The organism is Sutcliffiella horikoshii (assembly GCF_019931755.1).
GTDB classification, from domain to species: domain Bacteria; phylum Bacillota; class Bacilli; order Bacillales; family Bacillaceae_I; genus Sutcliffiella_A; species Sutcliffiella_A horikoshii_E.
This window is the reverse complement of the sequence record NZ_CP082918.1, coordinates 1,058,184-1,081,618: the sequence shown is the minus strand read 5'-3', so window position 1 is coordinate 1,081,618 and position 23,435 is coordinate 1,058,184. Positions and strand designations below refer to the sequence as shown.

Annotated in this window: 22 protein-coding genes; 6 read left to right on the top strand and 16 right to left on the bottom strand. The window is 40.1% G+C overall.

The features are described 5' to 3' along the window. Positions 1-302 precede the first annotated feature (302 nt). The 8 genes from K7887_RS05615 to K7887_RS05580 form a co-directional block, all read right to left on the bottom strand. Positions 303-1,205 carry an AEC family transporter gene (locus tag K7887_RS05615; RefSeq protein ID WP_223492569.1) on the bottom strand — a complete coding sequence of 301 codons (903 nt, stop codon included), beginning with the start codon at positions 1,203-1,205 and terminating at the stop codon, positions 303-305. A gap of 304 nt (positions 1,206-1,509) precedes the next feature. Next, a complete protein-coding gene (locus K7887_RS05610; RefSeq protein ID WP_223492568.1) occupies positions 1,510-2,940 on the bottom strand; it encodes an aldehyde dehydrogenase family protein in 1,431 nt (476 codons plus the stop codon). A gap of 16 nt (positions 2,941-2,956) precedes the next feature. Then, positions 2,957-3,679: a GntR family transcriptional regulator gene (locus tag K7887_RS05605; RefSeq protein ID WP_223492567.1), complete on the bottom strand. Its 723-nt coding sequence runs from the start codon at positions 3,677-3,679 to the stop codon at positions 2,957-2,959. A 44-nt stretch (positions 3,680-3,723) separates the two neighbouring features. Next, positions 3,724-5,067, bottom strand: coding sequence for a sulfoquinovose isomerase (sftI, locus tag K7887_RS05600; RefSeq protein WP_223493586.1), 1,344 nt, complete (start codon positions 5,065-5,067; stop codon positions 3,724-3,726). Positions 5,068-5,194: 127 nt separating this feature from the next. Further along, positions 5,195-7,234, bottom strand: coding sequence for an alpha-glucosidase (locus K7887_RS05595; RefSeq protein ID WP_223492566.1), 2,040 nt, complete (start codon positions 7,232-7,234; stop codon positions 5,195-5,197). Between the two features lie 12 nt (positions 7,235-7,246). After that, positions 7,247-9,025: a solute:sodium symporter family transporter gene (locus K7887_RS05590; protein ID WP_223492565.1), complete on the bottom strand. Its 1,779-nt coding sequence runs from the start codon at positions 9,023-9,025 to the stop codon at positions 7,247-7,249. A gap of 26 nt (positions 9,026-9,051) precedes the next feature. Then, positions 9,052-9,741 carry a DUF4867 family protein gene (locus K7887_RS05585; RefSeq protein WP_223492564.1) on the bottom strand — a complete coding sequence of 230 codons (690 nt, stop codon included), beginning with the start codon at positions 9,739-9,741 and terminating at the stop codon, positions 9,052-9,054. Positions 9,742-9,814: 73 nt separating this feature from the next. Beyond that, positions 9,815-10,495 carry a transaldolase family protein gene (locus K7887_RS05580; protein WP_223492563.1) on the bottom strand — a complete coding sequence of 227 codons (681 nt, stop codon included), beginning with the start codon at positions 10,493-10,495 and terminating at the stop codon, positions 9,815-9,817. 244 nt (positions 10,496-10,739) lie between these two features. Here K7887_RS05580 and K7887_RS05575 point away from each other — a divergent pair, with 244 nt between their 5' ends. Further along, a complete protein-coding gene (locus K7887_RS05575) occupies positions 10,740-11,159 on the top strand; it encodes a DUF4395 domain-containing protein (protein ID WP_223492562.1) in 420 nt (139 codons plus the stop codon). Positions 11,160-11,204: 45 nt separating this feature from the next. On the opposite strand, the gene K7887_RS05570 is transcribed toward K7887_RS05575, so the two are convergent. After that, on the bottom strand, positions 11,205-12,746 hold the full coding sequence (locus K7887_RS05570) for a bifunctional GNAT family N-acetyltransferase/carbon-nitrogen hydrolase family protein (RefSeq protein WP_223493585.1): 1,542 nt from the start codon (positions 12,744-12,746) through the stop codon (positions 11,205-11,207). Positions 12,747-12,914: 168 nt separating this feature from the next. Continuing rightward, positions 12,915-14,591 (bottom strand): glycoside hydrolase family 13 protein, encoded by a 1,677-nt coding sequence (locus tag K7887_RS05565; RefSeq protein WP_223492561.1) that lies wholly within the window; start codon positions 14,589-14,591, stop codon positions 12,915-12,917. A gap of 228 nt (positions 14,592-14,819) precedes the next feature. On the opposite strand from K7887_RS05565, the gene K7887_RS05560 reads away from it, so the two are divergent. Both K7887_RS05560 and K7887_RS05555 read left to right on the top strand, forming a co-directional pair. Further along, entirely contained in the window at positions 14,820-15,254 is a 435-nt protein-coding gene (locus K7887_RS05560; protein WP_223492560.1) for a disulfide oxidoreductase, read from the top strand. 2 nt (positions 15,255-15,256) lie between these two features. Next, positions 15,257-15,739 (top strand): thioredoxin family protein, encoded by a 483-nt coding sequence (locus tag K7887_RS05555; RefSeq protein WP_223492559.1) that lies wholly within the window; start codon positions 15,257-15,259, stop codon positions 15,737-15,739. Positions 15,740-15,924: 185 nt separating this feature from the next. Here K7887_RS05555 and K7887_RS05550 read toward each other — a convergent pair whose 3' ends face one another. Further along, a complete protein-coding gene (locus K7887_RS05550; protein ID WP_223492558.1) occupies positions 15,925-16,338 on the bottom strand; it encodes a DUF5365 family protein in 414 nt (137 codons plus the stop codon). Positions 16,339-16,461: 123 nt separating this feature from the next. Here K7887_RS05550 and K7887_RS05545 point away from each other — a divergent pair, with 123 nt between their 5' ends. Next, complete coding sequence (locus K7887_RS05545; RefSeq protein WP_223492557.1) at positions 16,462-17,358, top strand: RluA family pseudouridine synthase; 897 nt, start codon at positions 16,462-16,464, stop codon at positions 17,356-17,358. 2 nt (positions 17,359-17,360) lie between these two features. Here K7887_RS05545 and K7887_RS05540 read toward each other — a convergent pair whose 3' ends face one another. Further along, complete coding sequence (locus tag K7887_RS05540; protein WP_317849237.1) at positions 17,361-17,786, bottom strand: GNAT family N-acetyltransferase; 426 nt, start codon at positions 17,784-17,786, stop codon at positions 17,361-17,363. Positions 17,787-17,933: 147 nt separating this feature from the next. On the opposite strand from K7887_RS05540, the gene K7887_RS05535 reads away from it, so the two are divergent. Next, on the top strand, positions 17,934-18,737 hold the full coding sequence (locus K7887_RS05535) for a FixH family protein (protein WP_223492555.1): 804 nt from the start codon (positions 17,934-17,936) through the stop codon (positions 18,735-18,737). A gap of 503 nt (positions 18,738-19,240) precedes the next feature. Here the strand turns inward: K7887_RS05535 and K7887_RS05530 are convergent. Beyond that, a complete protein-coding gene (locus K7887_RS05530) occupies positions 19,241-20,068 on the bottom strand; it encodes an aldo/keto reductase (RefSeq protein WP_223492554.1) in 828 nt (275 codons plus the stop codon). Between the two features lie 132 nt (positions 20,069-20,200). Here K7887_RS05530 and K7887_RS05525 point away from each other — a divergent pair, with 132 nt between their 5' ends. Then, positions 20,201-20,533 carry a hypothetical protein gene (locus K7887_RS05525; RefSeq protein WP_223492553.1) on the top strand — a complete coding sequence of 111 codons (333 nt, stop codon included), beginning with the start codon at positions 20,201-20,203 and terminating at the stop codon, positions 20,531-20,533. A 446-nt stretch (positions 20,534-20,979) separates the two neighbouring features. On the opposite strand, the gene wrbA is transcribed toward K7887_RS05525, so the two are convergent. From wrbA to K7887_RS05510, 3 genes are all read right to left on the bottom strand, one after another. Next, on the bottom strand, positions 20,980-21,594 hold the full coding sequence (gene wrbA, locus K7887_RS05520) for an NAD(P)H:quinone oxidoreductase (protein WP_223492552.1): 615 nt from the start codon (positions 21,592-21,594) through the stop codon (positions 20,980-20,982). 167 nt (positions 21,595-21,761) lie between these two features. Next, positions 21,762-21,908, bottom strand: coding sequence for a hypothetical protein (locus tag K7887_RS05515; RefSeq protein WP_223492551.1), 147 nt, complete (start codon positions 21,906-21,908; stop codon positions 21,762-21,764). Positions 21,909-21,924: 16 nt separating this feature from the next. After that, a complete protein-coding gene (locus K7887_RS05510) occupies positions 21,925-23,223 on the bottom strand; it encodes a helix-turn-helix domain-containing protein (RefSeq protein WP_223492550.1) in 1,299 nt (432 codons plus the stop codon). Positions 23,224-23,435: the final 212 nt, after the last annotated feature.

Sequence of the window (23,435 nt, the reverse complement as noted above, 5' to 3'; positions counted from 1 at the left end):
TCTTCATAACGCTGATGAGGACCTCTCTACTCTGTTTTCCACGCATTACAGGTCTTCATCACGCCAATGAGGACCTCCCTACTCTGTTTTCCACGCCATACAGGTCTTCATCACGCCAATGAGGACCTCCCTACTCTGTTTTCCACGCCATACAGGTCTTCATCACGCCAATGAGGACCTCCCTACTCTGTTTTCCATGTCACTCAGGTTTTCATCACGACGATGAGGACTATTCCACAATTCGATTATTTTAAAATTTCCTAAACAACAAAAAAAGCCAGCTCCCGTAAAAGGAACTGACCCTATAAAACAATCCAAAACATAACCGGTAAACTAACAATAGTCAACAACGTACTAATCAACGTACTACTTGAAACAAAATCCGGCTCCGTATTAAACTCCAACGCATACATCGTCGTATTCGCAGCAGTCGGCATCGCAGCCATAATAATCATCAACTGCTTGACCATCGGATCTACAGGAAGCAACAACGTTAAACCAAAAGCAATTAAAGGAGAAAGAAATAATTTAATACCAATAGCATAAGCTAGCTTTTCCTTCGGTGCATGTTTAATAGATATCTTAGCCAACTGCATCCCCAAAATGACCATGATCACAGGAACAGTTGCATTTGCTACAAGATCGACGGCTTCCATTATAGAAGAGGAAACTGGGATGGAAAGAAACTGAAAGGACAAACCAATAATAGCCCCGTATAGGATAGGCATTTTAACAACTGCCCTTAAAGCCGTTTTAACACCAGCATTTTCCGGACTGCCTTTCGCAGCATAATACACCCCAACTGTGCCCATCAACAATGATTGTACGACCATCAACACAACTGCATACTCAAACCCTGCCGCTCCAAACAGCAATAACGCAACAGGAGTACCGTAATTTCCATTGTTCATGAAGCTAGCCGCGAGAATCATCCCACAGGTTTCTGCCCTCGTAAATTTTTTAATCCAAGATAGCACATACACAAAAGCGATCAGTGCAAAACAAAGAAGAAACGTATATAAAATGATATATAAATGATTACTACTAAATGCATTTGTATAAAAAGTTCGAAATACCAGTACGGGAGAAAGCAAGTACAAGGCCATCTTTGATAAGGTTTTGGTATCAAACCCCAATGTCTTCTGTCCGATGAACCCTATGGCAAATATCATAAATACAGGTAGCAGTACTTGTAAAAAAGCCAAACCTTTTCGCCTCAATCCTCTAAAAAAATGGAAAAGCCCCGGCTCCACCAAACCGAGCCAGGCCATCCTATTACTTTACCATACTAGTGTTGATTGGAAAACATAAGCTGTTGATTGGAGCACAGGGCGAAGACTCCTCGAAAATGCTACGCATTTTCTTCGTGCGATGTATCGCTGCCGAAGCTTTCCTTGTCCTGAGGGAGATAGCGGTAGGTTGAGACCCCGCAACGAAGTGAGGAGGCTCAAGCACCGCCCCTAGGAAAGCGAAGCCCAGTGCGGAAATCAACAGCGGAGTTAACCAGATTTATAAGTTAAATACAACGATTCTTTCTTCTGTCATTTCCTCAATCGCATATCTAGGGCCTTCTTTTCCAGTACCGCTTCTCTTCACGCCACCATACGGCATACTATCCACTCTATAAGCAGACGCATCATTTACAATCAAGCCACCCACTTCAATCTCTTTGGCAGCCTTCATCGCAAACCCTAAATCTTTCGTAAACAACCCAGCCTGCAATCCATAATCAGAATCATTCACTTTCGCAATAACTTCCTCTTTTTCTTTATAAGGTGCAACAGAAACGACTGGTCCAAACAACTCCTGACGGCAAACCTTCATATCATCATGCACATCTGTAAGAATCGTAGGATAATAGAAAGCTCCATCACGTTTAGCCCCTGTTACAACCGTTGCGCCTTGTTCCACCGCTTCATTGACCCAAGCCTCCACACGCTCTGCCTCGCTTAAGCGGATCATAGGGCCGATATCCGTTGTTTCCTCTAATGGATTACCAACCACAAACTTTTCTGTTTTTTCTTTAAGTTGTTGGACAAATGTTTCATATACATCCTCATGTACATATACACGTTGTACAGAGATACATACTTGACCTGCATTATTGAAGCTCTTTTGGGCGACCATGGAAGAGGCAAGTTCTAAGTCAGCATCTGAATGCACCACAGTAGCGGAATTGTTTCCAAGCTCCAATGCTACTTTTCTAAGACCCGCTTTTTGACGGATTAGTTCACCAACACGGGGACTTCCTGTAAAGGTGAACATGTTAACATCCTCATTTTCTAACAACCAGTCACCAATGCTTGGACCGTCTCCAGTAACTACGTGTAAACGTCCTTTAGGCAATCCGGCCTCTGTAAGTACTTCAGCTAACATATACGCGCACACAGGTGTTACTTCAGCTGGCTTTAATACTACACTGTTTCCTGCCGCTAAAGCTGGACCGATTTTATGGCAAACAAGATTTAGAGGCACGTTGAAAGGTGTGATGGCTGCAATAACTCCAACTGGTACTTTCAATGTAAATGCCATGCGGTTTTCAGATCCTGGTGCAGCTTCTACCGGTACACCTTCTCCATGAATTCTTTTTGCTTCTTCTGCAGAAATTTCAAGTGTCTGAGCTGCGCGTTCTACTTCTCCTCTGGATTCTCTGATTGGCTTTCCAACCTCTGTTGCCAATACTTTAGCAAACTCTTCTTTTTTGGCTACTAATAACTGTGCAGCTTTAAGTAATACTTGATAGCGTTGATACGGAGTAAAATCTTCTTTTAGTGAATCTTTTGCTACTTGTACTGCTTCTTTCACATGTGCTTGTTCCGCAACAGCAACATGGTACGCCGCTTCTTGTGTGTATTTGTTTGTTACTGCCATGTTTTCTTTCGTTTCTACTGTTTGTCCATTGATATATAGTCCGTGTGTAGAGATAGTTGTTGTTGTCATAGTTACAGCCCCTTTATCATCTTGTTAATTCCACATTGTAGTGGTATTGATCACTTCGGAATTTTGTTCTGGTATACTCGATTGGTTTGTCGTCAATCCCATAACTTAGTCTTGTCATCTCAATTAACGCTTCCCCTGCCCTGATTCCGAGCAAATCTGCTTCATGCATCGTAGCATTCATGGCAGAGATTTTTTCATTGGCTTTTCTTAAGGCAATACCGTTTTGCTCAAGAATTTGGTAAAAGTTCGCTTGATTGAGCTCTTCTTTCATAAGCTGCTCGCCAATCGATTTAGGCCAGCAGCTTCTTTCATAGGCAATGGGCAAGTTATCTGCAAAACGAATTCTTTCAATCACCAAGATGGACACATCGTCCGTTTGGAGCATTGCTTTTTCGTGATACAAGTCGCTGGAAAATTCTGCTCTTATCAGTTGGGAATATGGTGTTAATCCCCGCTCTAATACTTCTTCTGCAAATCCTTTTAATCTTCCCAAACTTCCTACAAGCTGTTGGGATTTAACAATGGTACCCCGTCCTTGCTGCCGCTCTAATAATCCATCTTGAACCATCATGCTTATTGCCTGTCTGATGGTCGTTCTACTAACCTCAAACTCTTTCATCAACTCTTGTTCGGTTGGTATTAATATATTGGGCAGCCATATCTTCTCCTGTATCCGCTGGATAAGTGTTTCCTTTATTTGAAGATAGAGCGCTATTTGTTTGTTGCTTTGTTGGTGCATATAAAAAAACCCCTTTGTTGTCCCCTTAGACAAGCAAACTCTTTTTAAGAGCCATAGATCTCTGTTTTAATTCCTAACATTCTACCAAGTTCAACTAGTTCTTCCACTACGTCATCGTATACTAAGGCAAAATGCGGCTCAAATCCTTCATTCATAACCTCATATAGTGTTTCTGTCACATCTTTTTGTAAGGCAACTTCAACAGAGGTACCTTGGAAGTGCTGCGGAGAGTCAAGCGCTTCTCCTTTCATGATCAGTAAGCGATACCCTTCTGGTGTATGACTCACTCGGAAGATGGTGACGCCACCTGCTTTTAGTCCAAAGTCCATGGTGAATCCAAGTTTTCTGTTCGGATGAACACCTGCGGTTGCACCAGTCTCTTCTCTTGCTAAGGAGTAAGCTCCCGCACCACAATGCCAGAATACAACAGAATTATTCTCTTCATTTACATGGACAAGGTCACCAAGATACGGTGCTTTTCCACCGCTCAATTGTTGTAATACAAACATGGATACAGAGCCATGGATGTCTGACTCACAGGATGAAACGACACCATCTTCTGTAAATTGAGATAGGGTGGAACAAGCGGCAGCCCCTAAATCGTTGAAAAAGTCTGGCCAGCATCTAACCGCTATTGCCTGTATGTCGTGTGCTTCGATATGCTTTTTGACATAAGTCGAGAATTGCGCGAATTTCGTCACTGTTTCATCTGATCGATTTAAGCCGATTACTTGCTGTTCTGCCCTTTCAATGGCAGGCAACCATTCCTCTTTTGGAAGCTCTACACATTCTTTGAATGCTTTTTGTAGATCCATTTTATATAAGTTCACGCCGAGTGCTTCTTTAAGTTCTTGTTCGTTTGTATCTGAGAAGAAAAATCCTGGTGGATGCTCTCCCACTACCCCGATGGTTAATTCATTTAATTGAGCAAGGACTCTACTTACCTTTAATTGTTTTGTCAGTTTATCTTGAAGCTTTTGTTCATCTGGATTTCCGAAAACAAAGGCGAATGTGTGGTTATGGTTTCGTAACACATTACTTGTGCTGTTACCTCCCGTTAAGGAGTTTAAACGTAAGCGTCCACCTACACTTGGTTCTCTAACAGACCACACAATAACAGGCTCTGTTCTATGCTTTAAGATCTCAACCATGAATTCGCCATCAGCAAATGTGACACTTTGATAAAGGATGGTATCAATTTTTTCATGTTTAGCTCCTATCAAGAAAGCTTCCAATTCTTCTACAGAGGTTAAAATGCCATTAGGCTCGATTACCTTTGCACAGGTAGCATTCAACCATTCAGAGCTTTGAAGACGATATGCTTCTCCTGCTTCTAAATCAAATGTTTTTCTTCCGATAGGTACATATAAAATATTGTTATTTAGCATCATTAGATCCCCTTTATGAATAGGCTTACATTGAGTATAACATAGGTTACTACCTTTTTGTAAATATCATAACCTTTGTTTTTAATAGAAAGGGACTGTTCTCTTGAAAAATCAGTCCCTATTTCTATTAGTTTATTTCTTTTAATTTACCGAATAGATCTGCCCACTCAGAGTTCTTGCGGTAGAAAACAGGTGGTTCACCAATTAGGGCTTCCACAGTAATATCCCCGCCCGCATACTCTTTTCCACTCCAAACATGAATCCATTCATCCTCAGGAAGGTATACATCCCATGTTGTAGCGCCTTCATTATAAACAGGTGCTACAAGAAGGTCTTTTCCATACAAGTACTGATATTGTATGTCATAAGTTGCTTCATCATTTTCATAATGCAAGAACAGAGGTCGTTGAACAGGTGTACCTTTTTCTGCATTTTGTTTCACCAAACTTTTTGTATATGGAGCCAATGTTGTATAAACGGTAGTCATTTTTGCCAACTGTTCTAAAGAACGATCTGTATCGTCAAATTGGAAGCAGTCGTACGGTCTATTACCTTCATGCGAACGCATAACAGGTGTGAACGCACCAAGTTCTGTCCAACGCAGCAACAGCTCTTCGTTTCGCTTGTTGCCAAACAAGCTGGTGTATCCGCCGATATCACTATGATGCAATCCATTACCAAGCATCCCTGCTGAAAGGGCTGCCGGGATGACGGATGCTAAACCATCGTCCAAGGTAAAATCAACACTCTGGTCTCCGCCCCATAGTAATGTATTGTATTTTTGTATACCTGTATAGCCTGCTCTCATGAAGTAGACAACTTCACCTAATTTGCCTGCTTCTTCAACGGCTTCATAGTTGACTTTTGCCCACATGGTCGGCCATGCATTATGCATTTTCATTGGATCTTCTCCACTGTGCAACTTCACATCTGTAGGGAGATACTCGCCGAAATCAGCCATCCATCCGTCTAAGCCAAAGCCAATCAGATTATCTTGAATGACCGTTTTATACCATTCCGTCGCTTCCGGGTTTGTAAAGTCAACCACTCCGCAAAAGAACTCACCAAAGTCTACTAGATAAACTTCATTCTCGTTATTCAATGCCAGATATCCTTTTTCTTTGGCTGTTGCAAATAAATTTCCTTCCTCTGCTACATAAGGATTGATATACCCTAGGAAACGTATTCCTTTTTCTTTCCATTCGTGAATCTTTGTGTCCAGGTTTGGATACACTTCAGGGTTCCACTGCCAATTCCACATTAGACGCTTTCCAAAGGAAGTCATGCGGATACCTTGCCAATCCTGACACCAGACTCCGCCAACTTTAACACCTTTAGCAAGGGCCTTCTCAAGTTTTTCTTCGACTACATCCGTACCACCCTGAATTCCTAACCAGATTCCGTTATAAGTCCACTCTGGTAATTCTGGCTGACGCCCAAATCGATCCGTGATTTTTTCAAGCAACCCTAAAAAGTCATTTGCGCCCTCGAGAATAACCTCTTTTGGCATTTCCCAAATTTGAAGCTCATGGAAGTCATCACTTCTAAAGTCAAAATCAGCGTAGGCTGTCGTTTCCACATGGCAATAATATTTTCTGCTAGATACGAAAGTCGGTTGAGGATAATTTGTATGATAATAATCTCCCCCGGCCATTCCAGTAACATCTGATTGCCACGTTACATAGGTGCTTTTATTTCTTCCAACTCCAGGTTCTGATGTCCAAAGAGGGAAGTGCTTCCCTCTCATATTGAAGTGAGTCAGCTGTTCTCCACAACCGTATACTTTTTCCTCTTTATTTGCCTGAAGGCGAAGCCAAAAGCGGTTGATATTCTCCGTCGCTTTTACAAAAACAATTTTCACTTCATTTTCTTTTTGCACCAACTGAACGGTAACAACAGAAGGTCCATTAGGGTAACTTGCAAAATCTATTTCAATAGAATCGCTTTCGTTTCTTACTTGGATAAATGGAAGAGCTAGACGCTCCGTTACATAGTCTTTAATGTCAAAGTTTCCGCGAAACATTTTAACGTTCTCTTGTCCTTTTCCTACATAAAGGAAGGGAGACTCAGGGGAGTGGTGAAGAATCTCTTCTCCTTTCCACGTCACAGTAAAACTATTATTATCCGTCACAACTTGCATCATTTCATTTTCAGTGAAAACTGCCATGGGATATCCCCCTTACGCTGATTTTTTATTATTGATAAGCTCTTCTTGTTTCTTATCAAGATAGTTTTCATACTTCTTATTCCAAACTTTCATGGATAAATAACTCATTATGATCGATACCAAGAGCACACCGCCCATTAAAGGCCAGAAATACGGTGAAACAATTGCTGTTTCATATGCTAAACCGATAGGTGAAAAGACAACATATGTCATCACCACTAGAGTTAATAGAATAACTGTGGTTAATAAAGAGTACTTCCATGGAGCAAGCTCCACTTGTGCATTCTTTTTGTATACATATGGTGTTTTCAGAGGTTTAACGTTACCAATTAACAACATGATTCCAACTTCCACAAAGAATAGAATCGCATAAATATGAATAAAGTTTAAATCGATTGTGAATCCAAACAGATGATTAGTTCCCCATACAAGCATGTAATACGTAATAACGTGGAAGATGACTACCACTTTTGCAGCTAATGCAGGTACGCGTTTGGAAAGCAGCCCTACCATTACAATTGTAATAATCGGGATGTTAAAGAATCCTGTAAATCGACGAATCAGATCCCATAGTCCTGTAGACGCTTCCATTAATAGCGGCGATACACAGAACGATACAAGGGCAATTAACACCCCAAAGATTTTACTGATCTTGATTAATTGTGCATCTGTTGCATTAGGATTCATTGTCGGTTTATAAATATCCAGTGCAAACATCGTTGCAGCTGAATTCAATAAAGAGTTAAATGAACTGAATACTGCACCAAGTAAAACCGCTAAGAAAAAGCCGGACATATAAGTTGGCAACAAGTCAGCAACAAGTGCCGGATATGCCAAATCTACTGATTCAAAATTCCCTCCATATAGATGAAACGCAATGACTCCAGGTATCATCATGAATAATGGAATGGCTAATTTGAAAAATCCGGAGTAAAGAACCCCTTTTTGTCCTTCTGATAAACTTTTTGCTCCTAACGTACGTTGAATAACGTATTGGTTCGTCCCCCAATAAAAGAGGTTAGCAAAAATCATACCTGTAAAGATGGTTCCAAACGGTACAGAATCATCACTTCCGCCAATGGCATTCAACTTTTCAGGATGTGTAAGGGCGATGGTCTTCATTCCTTCTACCATACTGCCGTTTCCTAGTGCAATAAAGCCAAGAACGGGAATCAACAAACCAATGACTAGCAATCCAATTCCATTGATTGTATCAGAAACCGCAACTGCTTTTAATCCTCCAAAAATCGCATATATCGCTCCAATAATCCCAACTACCCATATAATCAACCAAACAGACTGGCCGTATGAAATGCCTAAAAGTTCCGGCACATCAAAAAGCTTTAAGATCGCTAAAGCCCCCGAATAAAGGGTAGATGGAATGGTTACAAGGATATACCCTAACATGAATAAGATAACAGTATATCGACGTACTCCCTCATCATAACGGGTGCTTAAAAACTCTGGTAACGTTGTAAAAGCCCCTCCCAAATATTTAGGAAGCAAGTACAAAGCCATGATTGTTATTGCAAATGCCGCTGTCACTTCCCACGCCATATTGGTCATGTTCTTCCCGTAAGATGCCCCATTAAGACCGACCAATTGTTCAGCCGAAAGATTTGTCAGCAACAAGGAACCTGCGATAAACATCCCCGTTAATCCTCGACCTGCCAGGAAGTAACCTGTAGAATCATTTACTTCTCCTCTTGTCTTCAGATAAGAAAACCAAGCCACAAGGCCCATAAAAAACATACATGATAATAATGTAAAAAGGACATTAGACATCCCCATATCTGTCACCCCTTCAATTCCAGAAACTATTTAAGCGTTTTCAATTTATAGAAAAGTTCGATGTTTACTCCACTAATCCCTGGATGTGCTCCTTTTTCCATGAGCACCTCTCTGTCCGGGTGAGCTAGAAGCCACTTGTTTTTCATAAATAACAGTTGGTCTTCCTTGGACTTTCTTTCAAGACCTTCTTTTAATGGTTCATTCGTACCTTTTGGTAGAATAACAATCGTTTTAAAACCTTTATCCTGCACTTTGCAAGGAGCAAAATGAAGCGTTGTCGCATAAAGTTCAACTGCTTTGCCCTTTGGCACAAAGAAACCGGTTACATTATTACTTCTAAAAGTGTTCTCTACGATATCTTGGACCTGTCCGAGCAGGAGAACCATATCGGTACATGCCACGTTGATCTCACTGGATTTATGAAACTCCAAGCCATTTAAAGTGGAGTTTACCCCGTTACAATAACCAACTTGAATATCCATTCCGCCATAGAAGTTCTCTTTGATTAATTCGGAAGGTGCTTGTTGTTCCATTTCCGGAATCGATGCCATATAGACATTGCCTTCCTTTGGAATATCCGTTTCATTCATATAGTTAAGATAACTTGTGAAATCGTATTCTTCTACTATTCTACCAAAAGGTAAGAATTCTTCATCATCTATATCGTAAATGGATAGATTTGTATTAAGTGATCTTAACAATTCAAGCTTAGACATTTACAACTCTCCTATATAGTAGCAGTGTTATATTAGGCAGGCTCTCCGTTTATGGAGAGCCCAGCTAATAGCATTACTTCACTTCTTCTAATTCCTTGGCAGTGTTATCCCATGCATCTCGGAAAACACCTAGACCGTAATCCGTGAATGGATGTGCAAAGCTTGTTTTATACACATCAAATCCGCATGTCACAATATCTGCTCCAGCTTTGGCTGCGTCTGCAATTTGTTTACCGTTGCGAAGAGCTGCAACAATAATTTCTGTTTTCGCATTGTACATTTTGTAGATATCTACAATGTCTTGAATGTATGGAGCTGTATCTTCTCCACTGTTTTCTTTCCAACCTACGAAAGGAGAAACAAATTTCGCTCCGATTCTAGCTGGTTGCAATGCTTGAGAAGGAGAGAATACCAATGTAACGTTTGTACGAATGCCTTCTTCCTCAAGTCTTTTCGCAGCAATCAGTCCTGGCTCCGTGCAAGGGATCTTGATAATGAAGTTGCTTGATAAACTAGCAATCTCTTTTCCTTCACGTACCATTTCTTCAGGATCTTCCAAATGTGGGTTGATTTCAACAGAGATAGGAAAGTTTTCCACGTTTTTAAATTCTTCCCCTAATTCTTTTAATACTGTCAAGAAAGGCTTGCCGCTGTTCATGATATGTCTTGGGTTAGTTGTAACCCCATCAATTCCCCAGTTCTTATACGCATAACGAATCTCTTCAATTTTTGCACTATCTAAAAAATATTTCATTCTAATTCCCTCCTAAATGTCTGGATGTTTCTAAAATGATAATAATATTGTTACCTTTCATAAAAGGTTATTACCTTTAACTACATAATAAGAAAACGCATACAAATTTGCAAGTGTTTTTTCATATTTTTTATTAATTTTCTAATAACAACAATATCCAGTTTTTATTCATTGCACTTCTCACCTCATTTCGAGTATGATGATCATAACAAATATCCGATAATACAGGTGGGATTAATTGTATATGAAAAATAGTACGATACCTAAACCTTTGGTCACTTTTAATCAATGGTTCATATTGACGACTGTCCTTCTTTCTCTTGCTACAGGATTATACTTTCTGATGGCATTTCCATTGCTTGCTGGGCTGATGGGATTGTTCTTTAAATGGAATCCAGTTCTTATTGTTGCTCGGAAATTTCTATCTCAACCTGCAGGATCTTATCCTCAGGAAGACGTTGCACAGTTGCAATTTAACCAGAGCATTGCGGTAGCCTGCTTGGCATTAGCGCTTTTCGGTTTTTATTCCGGATTTGTTGTAATTGGTTATGCGTTTGCCATTATGGTAGGTGTTGCCTCAGGAGTTGCATTGATGGGGTTTTGCGTAGGATGTTTTATTAGGTTTCAATGGCAGCAGTATCGATATCGTCGGACTTCTAATTAATAGCACATTAAAAAAGCGACCCACAGCAGGGTCGCTTTTTTAATGTTATTTTTTATACTTAATTTCATAAACATCTCTTCGTCGGTCCTTCAATTGACGAACCGTACCAGACTGGCGTTGTCGACGGAGAATCTCTAAGTCTACATCTCCGATGATTACCATTTCAATATTTGGATTACATTCTCCTACAATTCCGTCCCTTGCAAATTCAAAGTCGGAAGGAGCAAAAATAGCGGACTGTGAGTACTGGATATCCATGTTTTCCACCTGAGGAAGATTTCCACATGTTCCTGCGATAACCGTGTAAATTTGGTTTTCCACAGCACGTGCCTGCGCACAGTAACGAACACGCAAGTAGCCTTGGCGGTCTTCTGTATTAAATGGACAGAAAATAATATTTGCGCCTTTTTCAGTAGCAATACGGGCTAATTCCGGGAACTCGATATCATAGCAAATTTGGATCGCGATTTTACCGCAATCCGTATCAAAGACACGAACACTTTCTCCACGGCTTATTCCCCACCATTTGCGCTCATTTGGTGTGATATGCAACTTGTACTGCTTTTCAATCGTTCCATCACGTCGAAATAGATAGGCAATGTTAAATACCTTTTCATCCTCCTCCACGAAATGGGAACCTCCAATAATATTCACGTTATATTTTACCGCAAGGTCTGTAAACAGCTGGATATACTGTTCTGTATACTCAGTTAGACGCTGAACCGCTTTACTAGGTACCTTTTCATGAAGGAAGCTCATCAACTGAGTTGTAAATATCTCTGGGAATACCGCAAAATCAGCTCCAGCATCTGAAGCAACATCTGTGTAATACTCCACCTGTGTGGCGAACTCCTCAAATGAACTAATGGGTTTCATCATGTACTGAACCACGCAGATCCTAACAGGGAATGAAGTTTTGAAATGGCGCTTTGTCTGCGGGATGTACTCTACATTGTTCCACTCCATTAATGTTGCGTATTTATTGGAAGCCACATCGTCAGGAAGATACCCTGGATTGATACGCATCAACGTAAACTCATTCAACAATTGGAAGGAAAGCACAGGATCATAAATTTTATGACGCATTACTTGTCTAACGTACTCCCGTGGAGTCATCTCTTCTGCATATTTATGGTAGTTAGGGATGCGGCCGCCAATGATGATACTTTTCAAATTAAGCCTGCGTGCAAGATCTTTCCTAGCTTCGTACAGCCTGTGCCCCACCTTCATACGTCGGAAACCTGGATGCACCATTACTTCAATGCCATATAAGTTATAACCATCTGGATTGTGGTTGGTGATGTACCCTTCATCTGTTATATCGTCCCAAGTATGACGATCATCATATTCATCAAAGTTAATCAACAAGCTTGAGCACGAACCAATTATTTCCCCATCATATTCCGCGCAAAGCTGTCCTTCTGGGAACATATTTAAATGACTTTCAAGATGTTCGGGTTTCCATGGCTGCATGCCTGGAAAGCACAAGTGCTGAAGTGCGATAATATCATCTATGTCTTTCATTTCTATGTTTCTGATAATCATTTTTTTCTCAAATTTAGATAAATCGATTTTTGACAATGCCATCATCTCCTATCCTTATGTACAAACAAATAAAAATGGGCCCTTTCTAATGTAAAACGGAGAATTGCCCAATATTACTTATTCCCCAATTTTATCATAATGAAACACAAAACAATAAAGGACAGGCTCCCCGCCCACCAAAAGCGGGTCAAGGGACCTGTCCCTACATCATCAAATCTGATAAACTCTAGCTTCCCAAGGACGCAACTCAAAAGAATTTGCTTCCTTTTCGGCTGTTTCATAGTTACTAATAATTAGTTCTGCCTCTTTTAGGTCTATGGTACTGTCGAACTGGTGGTTATTTCCCGAGAAATTTGTCACAACAAGTAGAGTTTCGTCTCTAAGCGTACGGGTATAAGCAAATATTTCTGCATGCTCCTCATACAACATCTCAAATGAACCGTACACAATAACCTCATTTTGTTTACGAAGTTGTATCAATTTACGGTAGTAATGGAAGATAGAATCTTTATCTAGCATCGCTTTTTCGGCATTGATTTCGTGATAATTTTCATTCACCTTGATCCACGGAGTCCCCGTTGTGAACCCTGCATGTTCAGCGTTATTCCACTGAACTGGTGTTCTTGCGTTATCACGTCCTTTAGTGTAAATGGATTGCATGATTTCCTGTGGGTCTTCTCCATTTTCAACTACCCGTTCATTGTACATATTTAGTGTTTCAATATCCTTATAATCCTCGATCGATTCGAACTTAATATTGGTCATCCCAAGCTCTTCCCCTTGGTAGATATATGGCGTCCCTTTCATCATATGCAGACATGTTGCCAACATTTTAGCAGATGTGACACGGTACTCCTTGTCATTTCCCCACCTTGATACAATACGAGGTTGATCATGGTTGTTCCAATATAAGCTGTTCCATCCGCCATCTTCAAGCTCGGACTGCCATTTGCCAAGTGATCTCTTTAAATCACGCAAATCCAATGATTTCAAGTGCCACTTATTCTTGCCAGGCTGTGTATCAAGGTCCATATGTTCAAATTGGAAGACCATGTTTAATTCCTTGCGCTCTTCTCCTGTATAAAGTTTTCCCTCTTCCGGAGATACGCCTGGCATTTCTCCAACCGTCATGACATTATAATCTTCCAACACTTCTTTATGCATTTCTTGTAGGAATTCATGAATACGAGGCCCATTCATGAAATACTGATGACCGGAAACATACTTCTTTCCTTCCACCTTTTCTCCATCCGGCAACCCATCCACTTTGGATATGAAGTTAATGACATCCATTCTGAATCCGTCAATGCCCTTATCCAACCAGAACTTCATCATGTCATATACTTCTTGTCGCAGTTTAGGGTTCTCCCAATTCAAATCTGGTTGCTTTTTAGAAAATAAATGAAGGAAGTACTCATCCGATTGCTCATCATACTCCCACACAGATCCGCCAAAAGTAGCTTCCCAGTTGTTTGGCTCAGACCCATCCTTCCCTGGTCTCCAAATATAATAATCACGATATGGGTTATCCTTTGATTTACGAGACTCTTTAAACCATTCATGTTCATCGGAACTATGATTTACCACAAGATCCATAATCAATTTGATGTCCCTCTTATGCATCTCCGCAAGCATTTCTTCCCAATCTGCCATTGTACCGAACTCATCCATAATGTTGCGATAGTCACTTATGTCATAGCCATTATCATCATTAGGTGATTTATAAACAGGAGAAAGCCAGACAACATCCACACCTAGCTCTTTTAAGTAATCAAGTTTTTCAATGATTCCTTGAATATCGCCTACTCCATCTCCATTTGAATCATTGAAGCTTCGTGGGTAGATTTGATAAACAACTGCTTCTTTCCACCACTTTTTTGTTGTCATAACAGTTCCTCTCCCTATCTATTGTTTATTTAACGTATATTCCATGTTCATGTAAATGAAATCGATTCCATAATCATTGTACAAGATAGAACCCTTTGTTGGAAACCGCTTTCTTTCGTAAAGTCAAAAAAAGTTCACATTCAAAGGATAGGATTAGTTTTGCAATAATGAAAAGTAACGACTATAATTTTAGGAAAAGTATCTTGAATTCAAAAGAGGAGAGTTTCCGTGGACCATTCCAAAAAAATAGAGAACCTATTGCTTGCAGCAGCAATCATTGCCCTTGTTGCTTCACTAGGTAGCTTATATTTTTCAGAAGTATTATTGTACATACCTTGTGAGTTGTGCTGGTATCAGCGGATATTAATGTATCCTTTAGTAATTTTGCTTGGAATTGCTGCCGTTAAGAAAGATGCTGGTATTGCAACTTACGTCCTTCCTCTATCAATTATTGGGGGAAGTATTTCGATTTATCATTACTTGATTCAAAAAATTGCGTTTTTGGGCGAGAACTCCGTTTCCTGTGGAGTTGTACCGTGTACTGGTCAATATATTAATTGGCTAGGCTTTATCACCATTCCATTTTTAGCACTCATCGGTTTTACATCCATCACGGTTATATTGTTTTATGTAAAAAAACTTTCAAAGAAAGCAGGTAACTGACCTTGAAAAAACTTATCATTATAATGGCGGTCATTATGGCCATCTTTATTGCACTGGTAGTTGTAACTAATATTCAGCAAAAGCAAAACGTGGAGGGTAATCCTTTCGGTAAGGATAAGCTTCATACAGAAACACAAAAGCAACTGGATGATCCATTGTACCAAAACATTATCACCCCTGATGAATTGAAAGAAGATCTGGATGCTGGGGAAACTAAAACGATTTACTTCTACAGCTCCACTTGCCCAGCATGTAAACAGACAAGCCCTGTTGTAGTACCAATGGCTGAAGAGATGGGAATAGATATGGAACTTTACAATCTACAGGAATTCGAACAAGGCTGGGACGATTACCGTATTAATTCCACTCCTACCTTCATCCATTTTGTAGATGGACAAGAAGTAGAACGCTTAGAGAACTATCACCAAGATAGCAGCGTCTACAACGAATGGTTCGAAAAAGTAAAAGAAACTCCTAGCGAATAATCGCCAGGAGTTTTCTTATGTATTGCAAAATGAGTTTCTAGCTGTTGATTGGAGCAAATGGCGTAGACTCCTGCGGGGGAGCAGCGACAATGTTGAGACCCCGCAGGCTTGCCGAGGAGGCTCAAGGTCGCCCCGCGGAAAGCGAAGCCATTTGCGGAATGAAACAGCGGTGTTTTACAAACTTTTTAAATCAAAAAATGATTGGAAGGTCGAATAAACTTACTGAAAATATTCGGCTTGCTAGGTTTTTGCACAAACTGGTCAATCGAAAACGGGAAGGAAAACCCGTACTCTCCTAACATATTGACATTCCTCTTAAATATTTCACGATGCTTTGTAAGTACGTCCTCTTCTTGGATTGTTTCAATAACTGCAATAATTGCTTGAAGGCATGATATGATATGAAATGCTTCTTTCAAAGTTCCATTATAATCGGAAAAAGTATCATGGACTTCTCCAGTGTGAAGGGATAATTGCTTTGCAAGGTTTTCTATCTCTTTATCTGTGAAATAATAAGGAAGAATGTTCGTTAAGAGGTGTTGAACCAATTCCCCAATATGGTTCTCTTGCTCTGGAGTTGAAGCGTATACTACTTTCACGAATTAAAACCACCCTTGTAACTTCTCTATAACAAAAGAGTAACATAAATGCATCTTTATTTGGGTAGGTAGTTAATGGAATCCATAGACTCATTACGACAATATTATAAGAAGGAGCTAATAATGAATAACCAAATGCTAACATTCTGCGTAACGAACAATAGGTCCCTCCCCTTACAAAGTTATCTAAAAGATGTAATTGGTATTCCTAAAGGTCATCTTCATGAACTGAGGATGTCCAAGCAAGTATTGGTGAATGGTGAGAACCCTAATTGGACAAACCCACTTAAGGAAGGCGACCAAGTTTTTGTTCCTATTTTACCAGAAGAGATATCTCCCATTGCTACCGAAATGGATATCGAAATCATATACGAGACCGAACATCTTTTGGTAGTCAATAAGGAAGCAGGAATGGACACACATCCCTCTTCAGATCAAGACTTCCGCTCTCTATCCAACGGAGTGGCATATTATTTCAAAAATAACGGAATCTCTTCTAAAGTCCGTCATGTACATCGTTTAGATCAAGACACCAGCGGAGCCATTCTGTTTGCAAAACATGCCATTAGCGGCGCAATCTTGGACAGGATGCTCGAGGAACGGAAAGTTAAACGAACATATTTGGCACTTGTTGAAGGCATAATGAGCATGTCCAAAGGAACTCTGGATAAACCTATTGGAAAAGACCGCCACCATGCTTCAAGAAGAAGAGTCTCTCCTAATGGACAAAAGGCTATAACACACTTTAAAGTTGTTAAGACTTTTCAAAAAGAACAACTAACACTTGTAGAATTAACACTAGATACCGGTAGGACGCATCAGATCAGGGTACATATGAGCAGCATTGGTCATCCCATCTATGGTGATAAGCTTTATGGTTCAAAAAACAAACATCATCGCCATAGCCTGCATGCATGGAAGTTAACTGTTCCACACCCGTTTAAAGAAAAAAGCGCAACAGTCCATGCTCCAGTCCCAACAAGCTTTGGACCTTCCTTTTTGAAACTAGAAGAGCTGTAGCATCAAAGCAACAGCTCTTTTCTAAATACATAACTAGTTTTATCGTAATCCATTTTCTTTTCATAAAATCTATGAGCATCTACCCTTGGCAAGCCTGATGACAAAGTAACCTTCTCACAACCTCTTTCTTTCCCTAATCCTTCTATGTACGTGAGCAATTTCTCCCCGTAGCCTTTTGATCTGATTGTGCTTTTTGTCACTAGATCATACACATAAATATGACGCCCATCATAAAAGTTGGTTAACATGATTATTCCCGTAACAGCGACTATCTCATCTTCTTCAACATAAGCATATAATTCGTAGCCTTCTTTGTGCATGGTTTCATATATTTCTAGAAATGTATCTCCTGTCAGGTGTGGTCTTAATTCCTTTAATACTTGAAAACCTTCAAGTAATTGTTCTTTTGTTTGTAAATGCTTAATCAACTTCAACCACTCCCTATGTATAGTTCCATGCATTTATGGTCATTACCTATATCATACTATTTTTGTTCACAAGATTGATCTTTTTGATGAAATTTTCCGTTAGGATACTAGTTATAATAAAATCATTGAACGAGAGGAGTGTTCTTTTTGAAAAAATTAACCTTATTTATCAGCTTGCTTTCATTAATGATGTTGGCAGCTTGCGGATCAACTAATAACAATGAAAATACAAACGGAAACAATGATGAAGTACCTAGCATGGTGGAAGTAGAAATCAAACTCCCTGAAGCAGTGGAACCGAATGAAGAGGTAAAAGTAGAAGCCCTTGTCACTCAAGGTGAAGAAAATGTGGATGATGCCCATGAAGTAAAATTTGAAGTATGGAAGCAAGGTCAGGAAGCGGATCATGAAATGGTCGAAGCAACGAATGACGGTTCCGGAATCTATTCCATCATGAAAACCTTCGAAGAGGAAGGCTTTTACTATATAGTCGCTCACACAACTGCCAGAGATATGCACGTAATGCCACGTGTTGAATTAACAGTTGGAAATCCTGAACCTGCAGAGAAAGAAGAAGAGCACAAACATGAAGAAGAAGGTCACAATCACGATCATGAGACACATGAAAAAACAGATCATGATGACCACCACAGCCATGAGAGCAGCTTGAATATGACATTAGAATCAACAGATGCTGTAAAAGCGAATCAAGAAACTACATTATCAACAGAAATCAAGCAAGAAGAAGCTCCTTTAACAGATGCGACTGTCCGTTTTGAAATTTGGCATGAAGATTCAGAGAAACATGAATTCGTAGATGCAAAAGAAGTCAGTGATGGTGTCTATGAAGCAAAAGCGACCATGAAAGAAACTGGTCTGCATTATGTTCAAATACACGTAGAAAAAGATGAATTACACGAACATCAGCAAGAAGAGTTAGAAGTGGAATAATATAAAACCTGAGTTAGTGGTAGTCGCCGCTGTTCCTTTCCGCAAATAGCTGCGCTTTCCACGGGGCGACCTTGAGCCTCCTCAGCAAGCCTGCGGGGTCTCAACATTGCCGCTACCCCCCCCGTAGGACAAGGAAGGCTTCGACAGCGATACTTCGCACGAAGAAAATGCGTAGCATTTTCGAGGAGTCTTCGCCAATTGCTCCAATCCACAGCTCGAAACTACGTTAAAGAAACGTTATTGGTACATCAGTAATGTTGGTTAGATAGCTTTTTTGACTAAGGTGAATGAAGCAACCTTGTTGATTGGAGTGGAAGGCGCGCAGACGCCCGCGGGAGGAAGGGACAGGTGAGACCCCACAGGCTGCAAGCCGAGGAGGCTCACGGACCGCCCGCAGGCAAGCGAAGCGCCTGGAACGGAAATCAACAGATTCTCATACTTTCTCATTAGAAAAGGTGCAGGGCGACGAAGCCCAGCACCTTTTTATTGTTTTAGAGTAGTTATTAAAAATCAAAATTATCCGGATCTGGACCTACACGCTTGTCTTCATTCAATGCATGAATCTTCTGCATCTCATCTGCTGACAACTCAAAGTCGAAAATATCCGCATTTTCTTTAATACGATGCTCTTTCACGGATTTCGGAATAGTCACGACACCATTTTGAAGATCCCAGCGAAGAATAACCTGCGCAACGGACTTATTATGAGCATCTGCAATTTCTTTTAAAACTTCATTATCCAAAAGCTGTCCTTGCATCAGTGGGGACCACGCTTCCATTTGGATGCCGTTTTCTTTACAGAAATTTAATAGCTCCACCTGGGAAAGCTTTGGATGGTACTCTACCTGATTAACCATTGGTTTTACCTCAGCCACATCCAGAATATCTTGAAGGTGATGGATTTGGAAGTTGCTCACCCCAATGGCACGGACTCTTCCATCCCTATATAGCTTTTCTAATGCTTTCCACGTATCTACATACTTTCCTTTAACAGGCCAGTGTACGAGGTATAAGTCAAGATATTCTAGTCCTAGCTTTTCCATGCTCTCATCAAAAGCTTTTAATGTAGATTCATATCCTTGATCTGCATTCCATACTTTAGTCGTAATGAAAAGCTCTTCCCGAGGTACATCGGACTCTCTAATCCCTTTACCTACACCTTCTTCATTCTTATAAATGGCTGCCGTATCGATGCTTTTATAGCCTGCATGGATGGCCATCTTTACAGAAGATTCTACTTCCTGACCTTCTTCCACTTTAAATACACCAAGACCAAACCAAGGCATTTCTACGCCATTATGTAAGGTTGTTGTGGATGCTAAACTTTTCATTTTTTTCACCTTCCTATTTTCAAGCATACTTTTATTATGTCCCATTACACCAATTATGCAAATATTTTGCTTAGGTACTCACCCATCAATTTGTCCCGCTATACAATAGAAAAAAGAAGTTTGGTGATGGAGATGTATGACTATATTATGCTCTTGAATTTATTGGCGATTGTTTCCACGACACTTGTCAGTTATATGTATGTCTCTCAAATGGTGATGCGTAAAGGGGCATTTTTTTTCCATACTGCCATTAGTCTTTCCTTTATCATCCTCACATGGTTTATCACTACGACCATTTGGTACTTCCTTACCCTTAAGGTTGATGGACTCCTTTATATCGGGGGAATGCTTTTTAATATGATGGTAGCGATATTTTGTTCCACCGTATTCCTTGCTTACTTGTTCGTTCAACGGGCCTATTTCATCAGAAAATATAAAAGAAAACAGACCATTCAAAAGGATTAACGTTTTAAAAAACTTTGTTTTTGGGGTTAACTGCCGCTGTTCCTTTCCGCAAATGGCTGCGCTTTCCGCGGGGCGGCATTGAGCCTCCTCGCATTCGCTGCGGGGTCTCAACATTGCCGCTACTCCCCCGCTGGAGTCTACGCCATTTGCTCCAATCCACAGCTTGAAATTGCGTAAAAGGAAATGTTATTGGTCTATCAGTAACTCGTTAGGAATCTTTTTTATCCTTAAGTTGAATGAAGTAACTTGTTGATTGGAGTTGGAAGGCGCGCAGACGCCCGCGGGAGGAAGGGACAGGTGAGACCCCACAGGCTGCAAGCCGAGGAGGCTCACGGACCGCCCGCAGGCAAGCGAAGCGCCTGGTACGGAAATCAACCGAATTATATACTTTCTTATTCTAATAGGAAATACCCACCACAAAAGTGATGGGTAGTCATTGTTTAATTCTATTGCATGCCGTTTTTGATGGCACTGGCAACTTGGAGGGTCCGTTTTGTCTGATGTTTAACCGCTGCAGCTACGTCCTCTTTCCAATTACCGTCCTGATCAGCTGTCACACTTGTTCCATAAGGATTTCCGCCTGTTTCAAAAATGGAGCTGTCCGTATATCCAGGTGCCGCGATAATCACTCCCCAATGGTATAAGGTGGTGTAAAGATTCAGGATGGTTTGTTCTTGGCCTCCGTGAGGATTGCTTGCAGAAGTCATGGCACTTGCAACCTTGTTTGCAAGTTTTCCTTCTGCCCACAGTCCACCTGTTGTATCGAGGAATTGCTTCATTTGTGCAGGAGCAGTTCCATATCTTGTTGGAACACTGAATATATAAGCATCGGCCCATGTAAGGTCATCTAAACTTACTTCCGGTACGTCTTTGGTCTCCTCTAGATGTTGCTTCCAAGCTGGATTAGAATTAATTGCTTCTTGTGGGGCAAGCTCTGGTACCTTTACCAACTTCACTTCTGCTCCACTTGCCTTTGCTTCCTCTTCTGCTGTTTTTGCCAACTTATAGTTCGTACCTGTTGAACTGTAATAGATAATCGCCAACTTTACATTCGTAGTCATTGTCAAACACTCCTTTTACAAGTTTTGAAAGGTTTCTTCATGTTTGCAGTTCGTTGATACTATTACCTTCTAACTTATCTTGTACCCATATATCTCGAATTAAAACTTTTAAATGTGTTTTAATAAAAAAGGACCCCACTCTATTGAGCAAGGTCAATCAAGTAAAATCATCCTTCCGGAATAGGGTCCGGATGTTGATCCTTTGAAGTTAATAAAATTTCCTGCTTTGAATCCACCCCTGCGTCCTGAAAACCCACAGCACCGCCGCATACTAAGAAAACCGCCATCACCAATAGAACCAATTGTTTTTTCATATGGCCCATCTCCTCCTTAAAGAAAAGTTTGTTTCTTTAGTTCCTTGTATCCAAGAGAATAGTAATAACTTGCTTTTTTATATTTATAACTGGCTTCAAAATATTGAGCCAGGCGTTCCGCATAAATGATAAGGGGCTCTTTAAGGTCCTTCTGTTGGAAATATGGCAATGCTTGTTCCTGAAAAATCTGATCGAATTTTTCATAATTCCCTTCAAGAATGCTTTCATGAATGGAAAAATAATAATGATACTCTATCGCGTCCTCTGGGTTCGTTAATAACTCTTGACCAAGTTTCAGCCATTTTCGGCATTCCTCGTAATTTTGAATTTGATCATACTCAAGTAATATACAATAAATAGAAGTCAGCTTACTCAGTGGTCTATCTTGTTGTTTTAGAAAGTAACTTTTTTCATATTCCTTAATGGCTTCTTCATGATGGCCCTGGATGGAATAAAGTTTCCCAAGATTATGATAGATCAGGGACTGAAGATACATATTATTAAGAGATTCTGAGAGTTTTTGAGCGAGTAAATAACTTTTTTCCGAGCGGTCATATTCTCCAATTCTACGATAACAGATGCCTAATAACACTTGGCACTCTGCGCTTCTTTTGAAATCATAGATGGCTTGGAATTCTTGGAGTGCTTTGGTGGTATAGGTGATGCTCAGTGGTTCCTTCATCGTTTGACTGTATGTAAGACCGAAGAGATAGTAGAGGTCGGCCTCTTCTGATTTTTCAAGATTGGAATTCCTTTGCAGTAGCTGTTCTGCTACCTTCAAGTGTTCAAGTGCCTGAACAAAGTTGTTTAGTCTATATTCGTAAATAGAATAGAATTTTTGAAAATAGTAATGCATATGGATATCAAAAATATCCATGAATTGTTGCAACTTTTCAATGAGCATTCGGGATTGATCTATGTTTTTAAGATAAAGGTGATAACGTAATTCGAATAGTACAAAATACATATATGTCTTCGTATTAATGGATTGAATTTTTTTAGAGAGACTCTCATACCTGCGCTTAATTTCTTGACTTTCACTTGTAGTCATTAACTTGTACCAAGACATAAGTTCTTGAAAGATCGTATCATCCTGCTGTTCAATCAGGCTGACTTCAAGACGCTCACATAAAAGCCTTAAGACTTCCTCACTGGGTGAGGTAAGGTTATTTTCAATTTTTGATAGGTAGGATACTGAAATAATTCCTCTTGCAAGGTCATCCTGTTTTAATCCTTTTTGTATGCGAAAAAATTTAATCTTACTTCCGATATCCATTTTTGTTGTCTTGACAGTTGGTTGTTCGAGATTTATCATATGGATCATTCCTTCGCTTTGTTTTCTATTTTAAATATTCAGATTACTATAAGTAAACGACTTCGTCAAAGCGTCTGAACCCTGTCTTTCTATTATAAAAGGATATTATTGTTTTCGTAACCTCTTTTTATAGTTATCTAGGCATATTTCAATAGGAAATTTTTCCTTTATTTGCAGACAAAAGATAAGCTGTTGATAGATTTTAACTATTT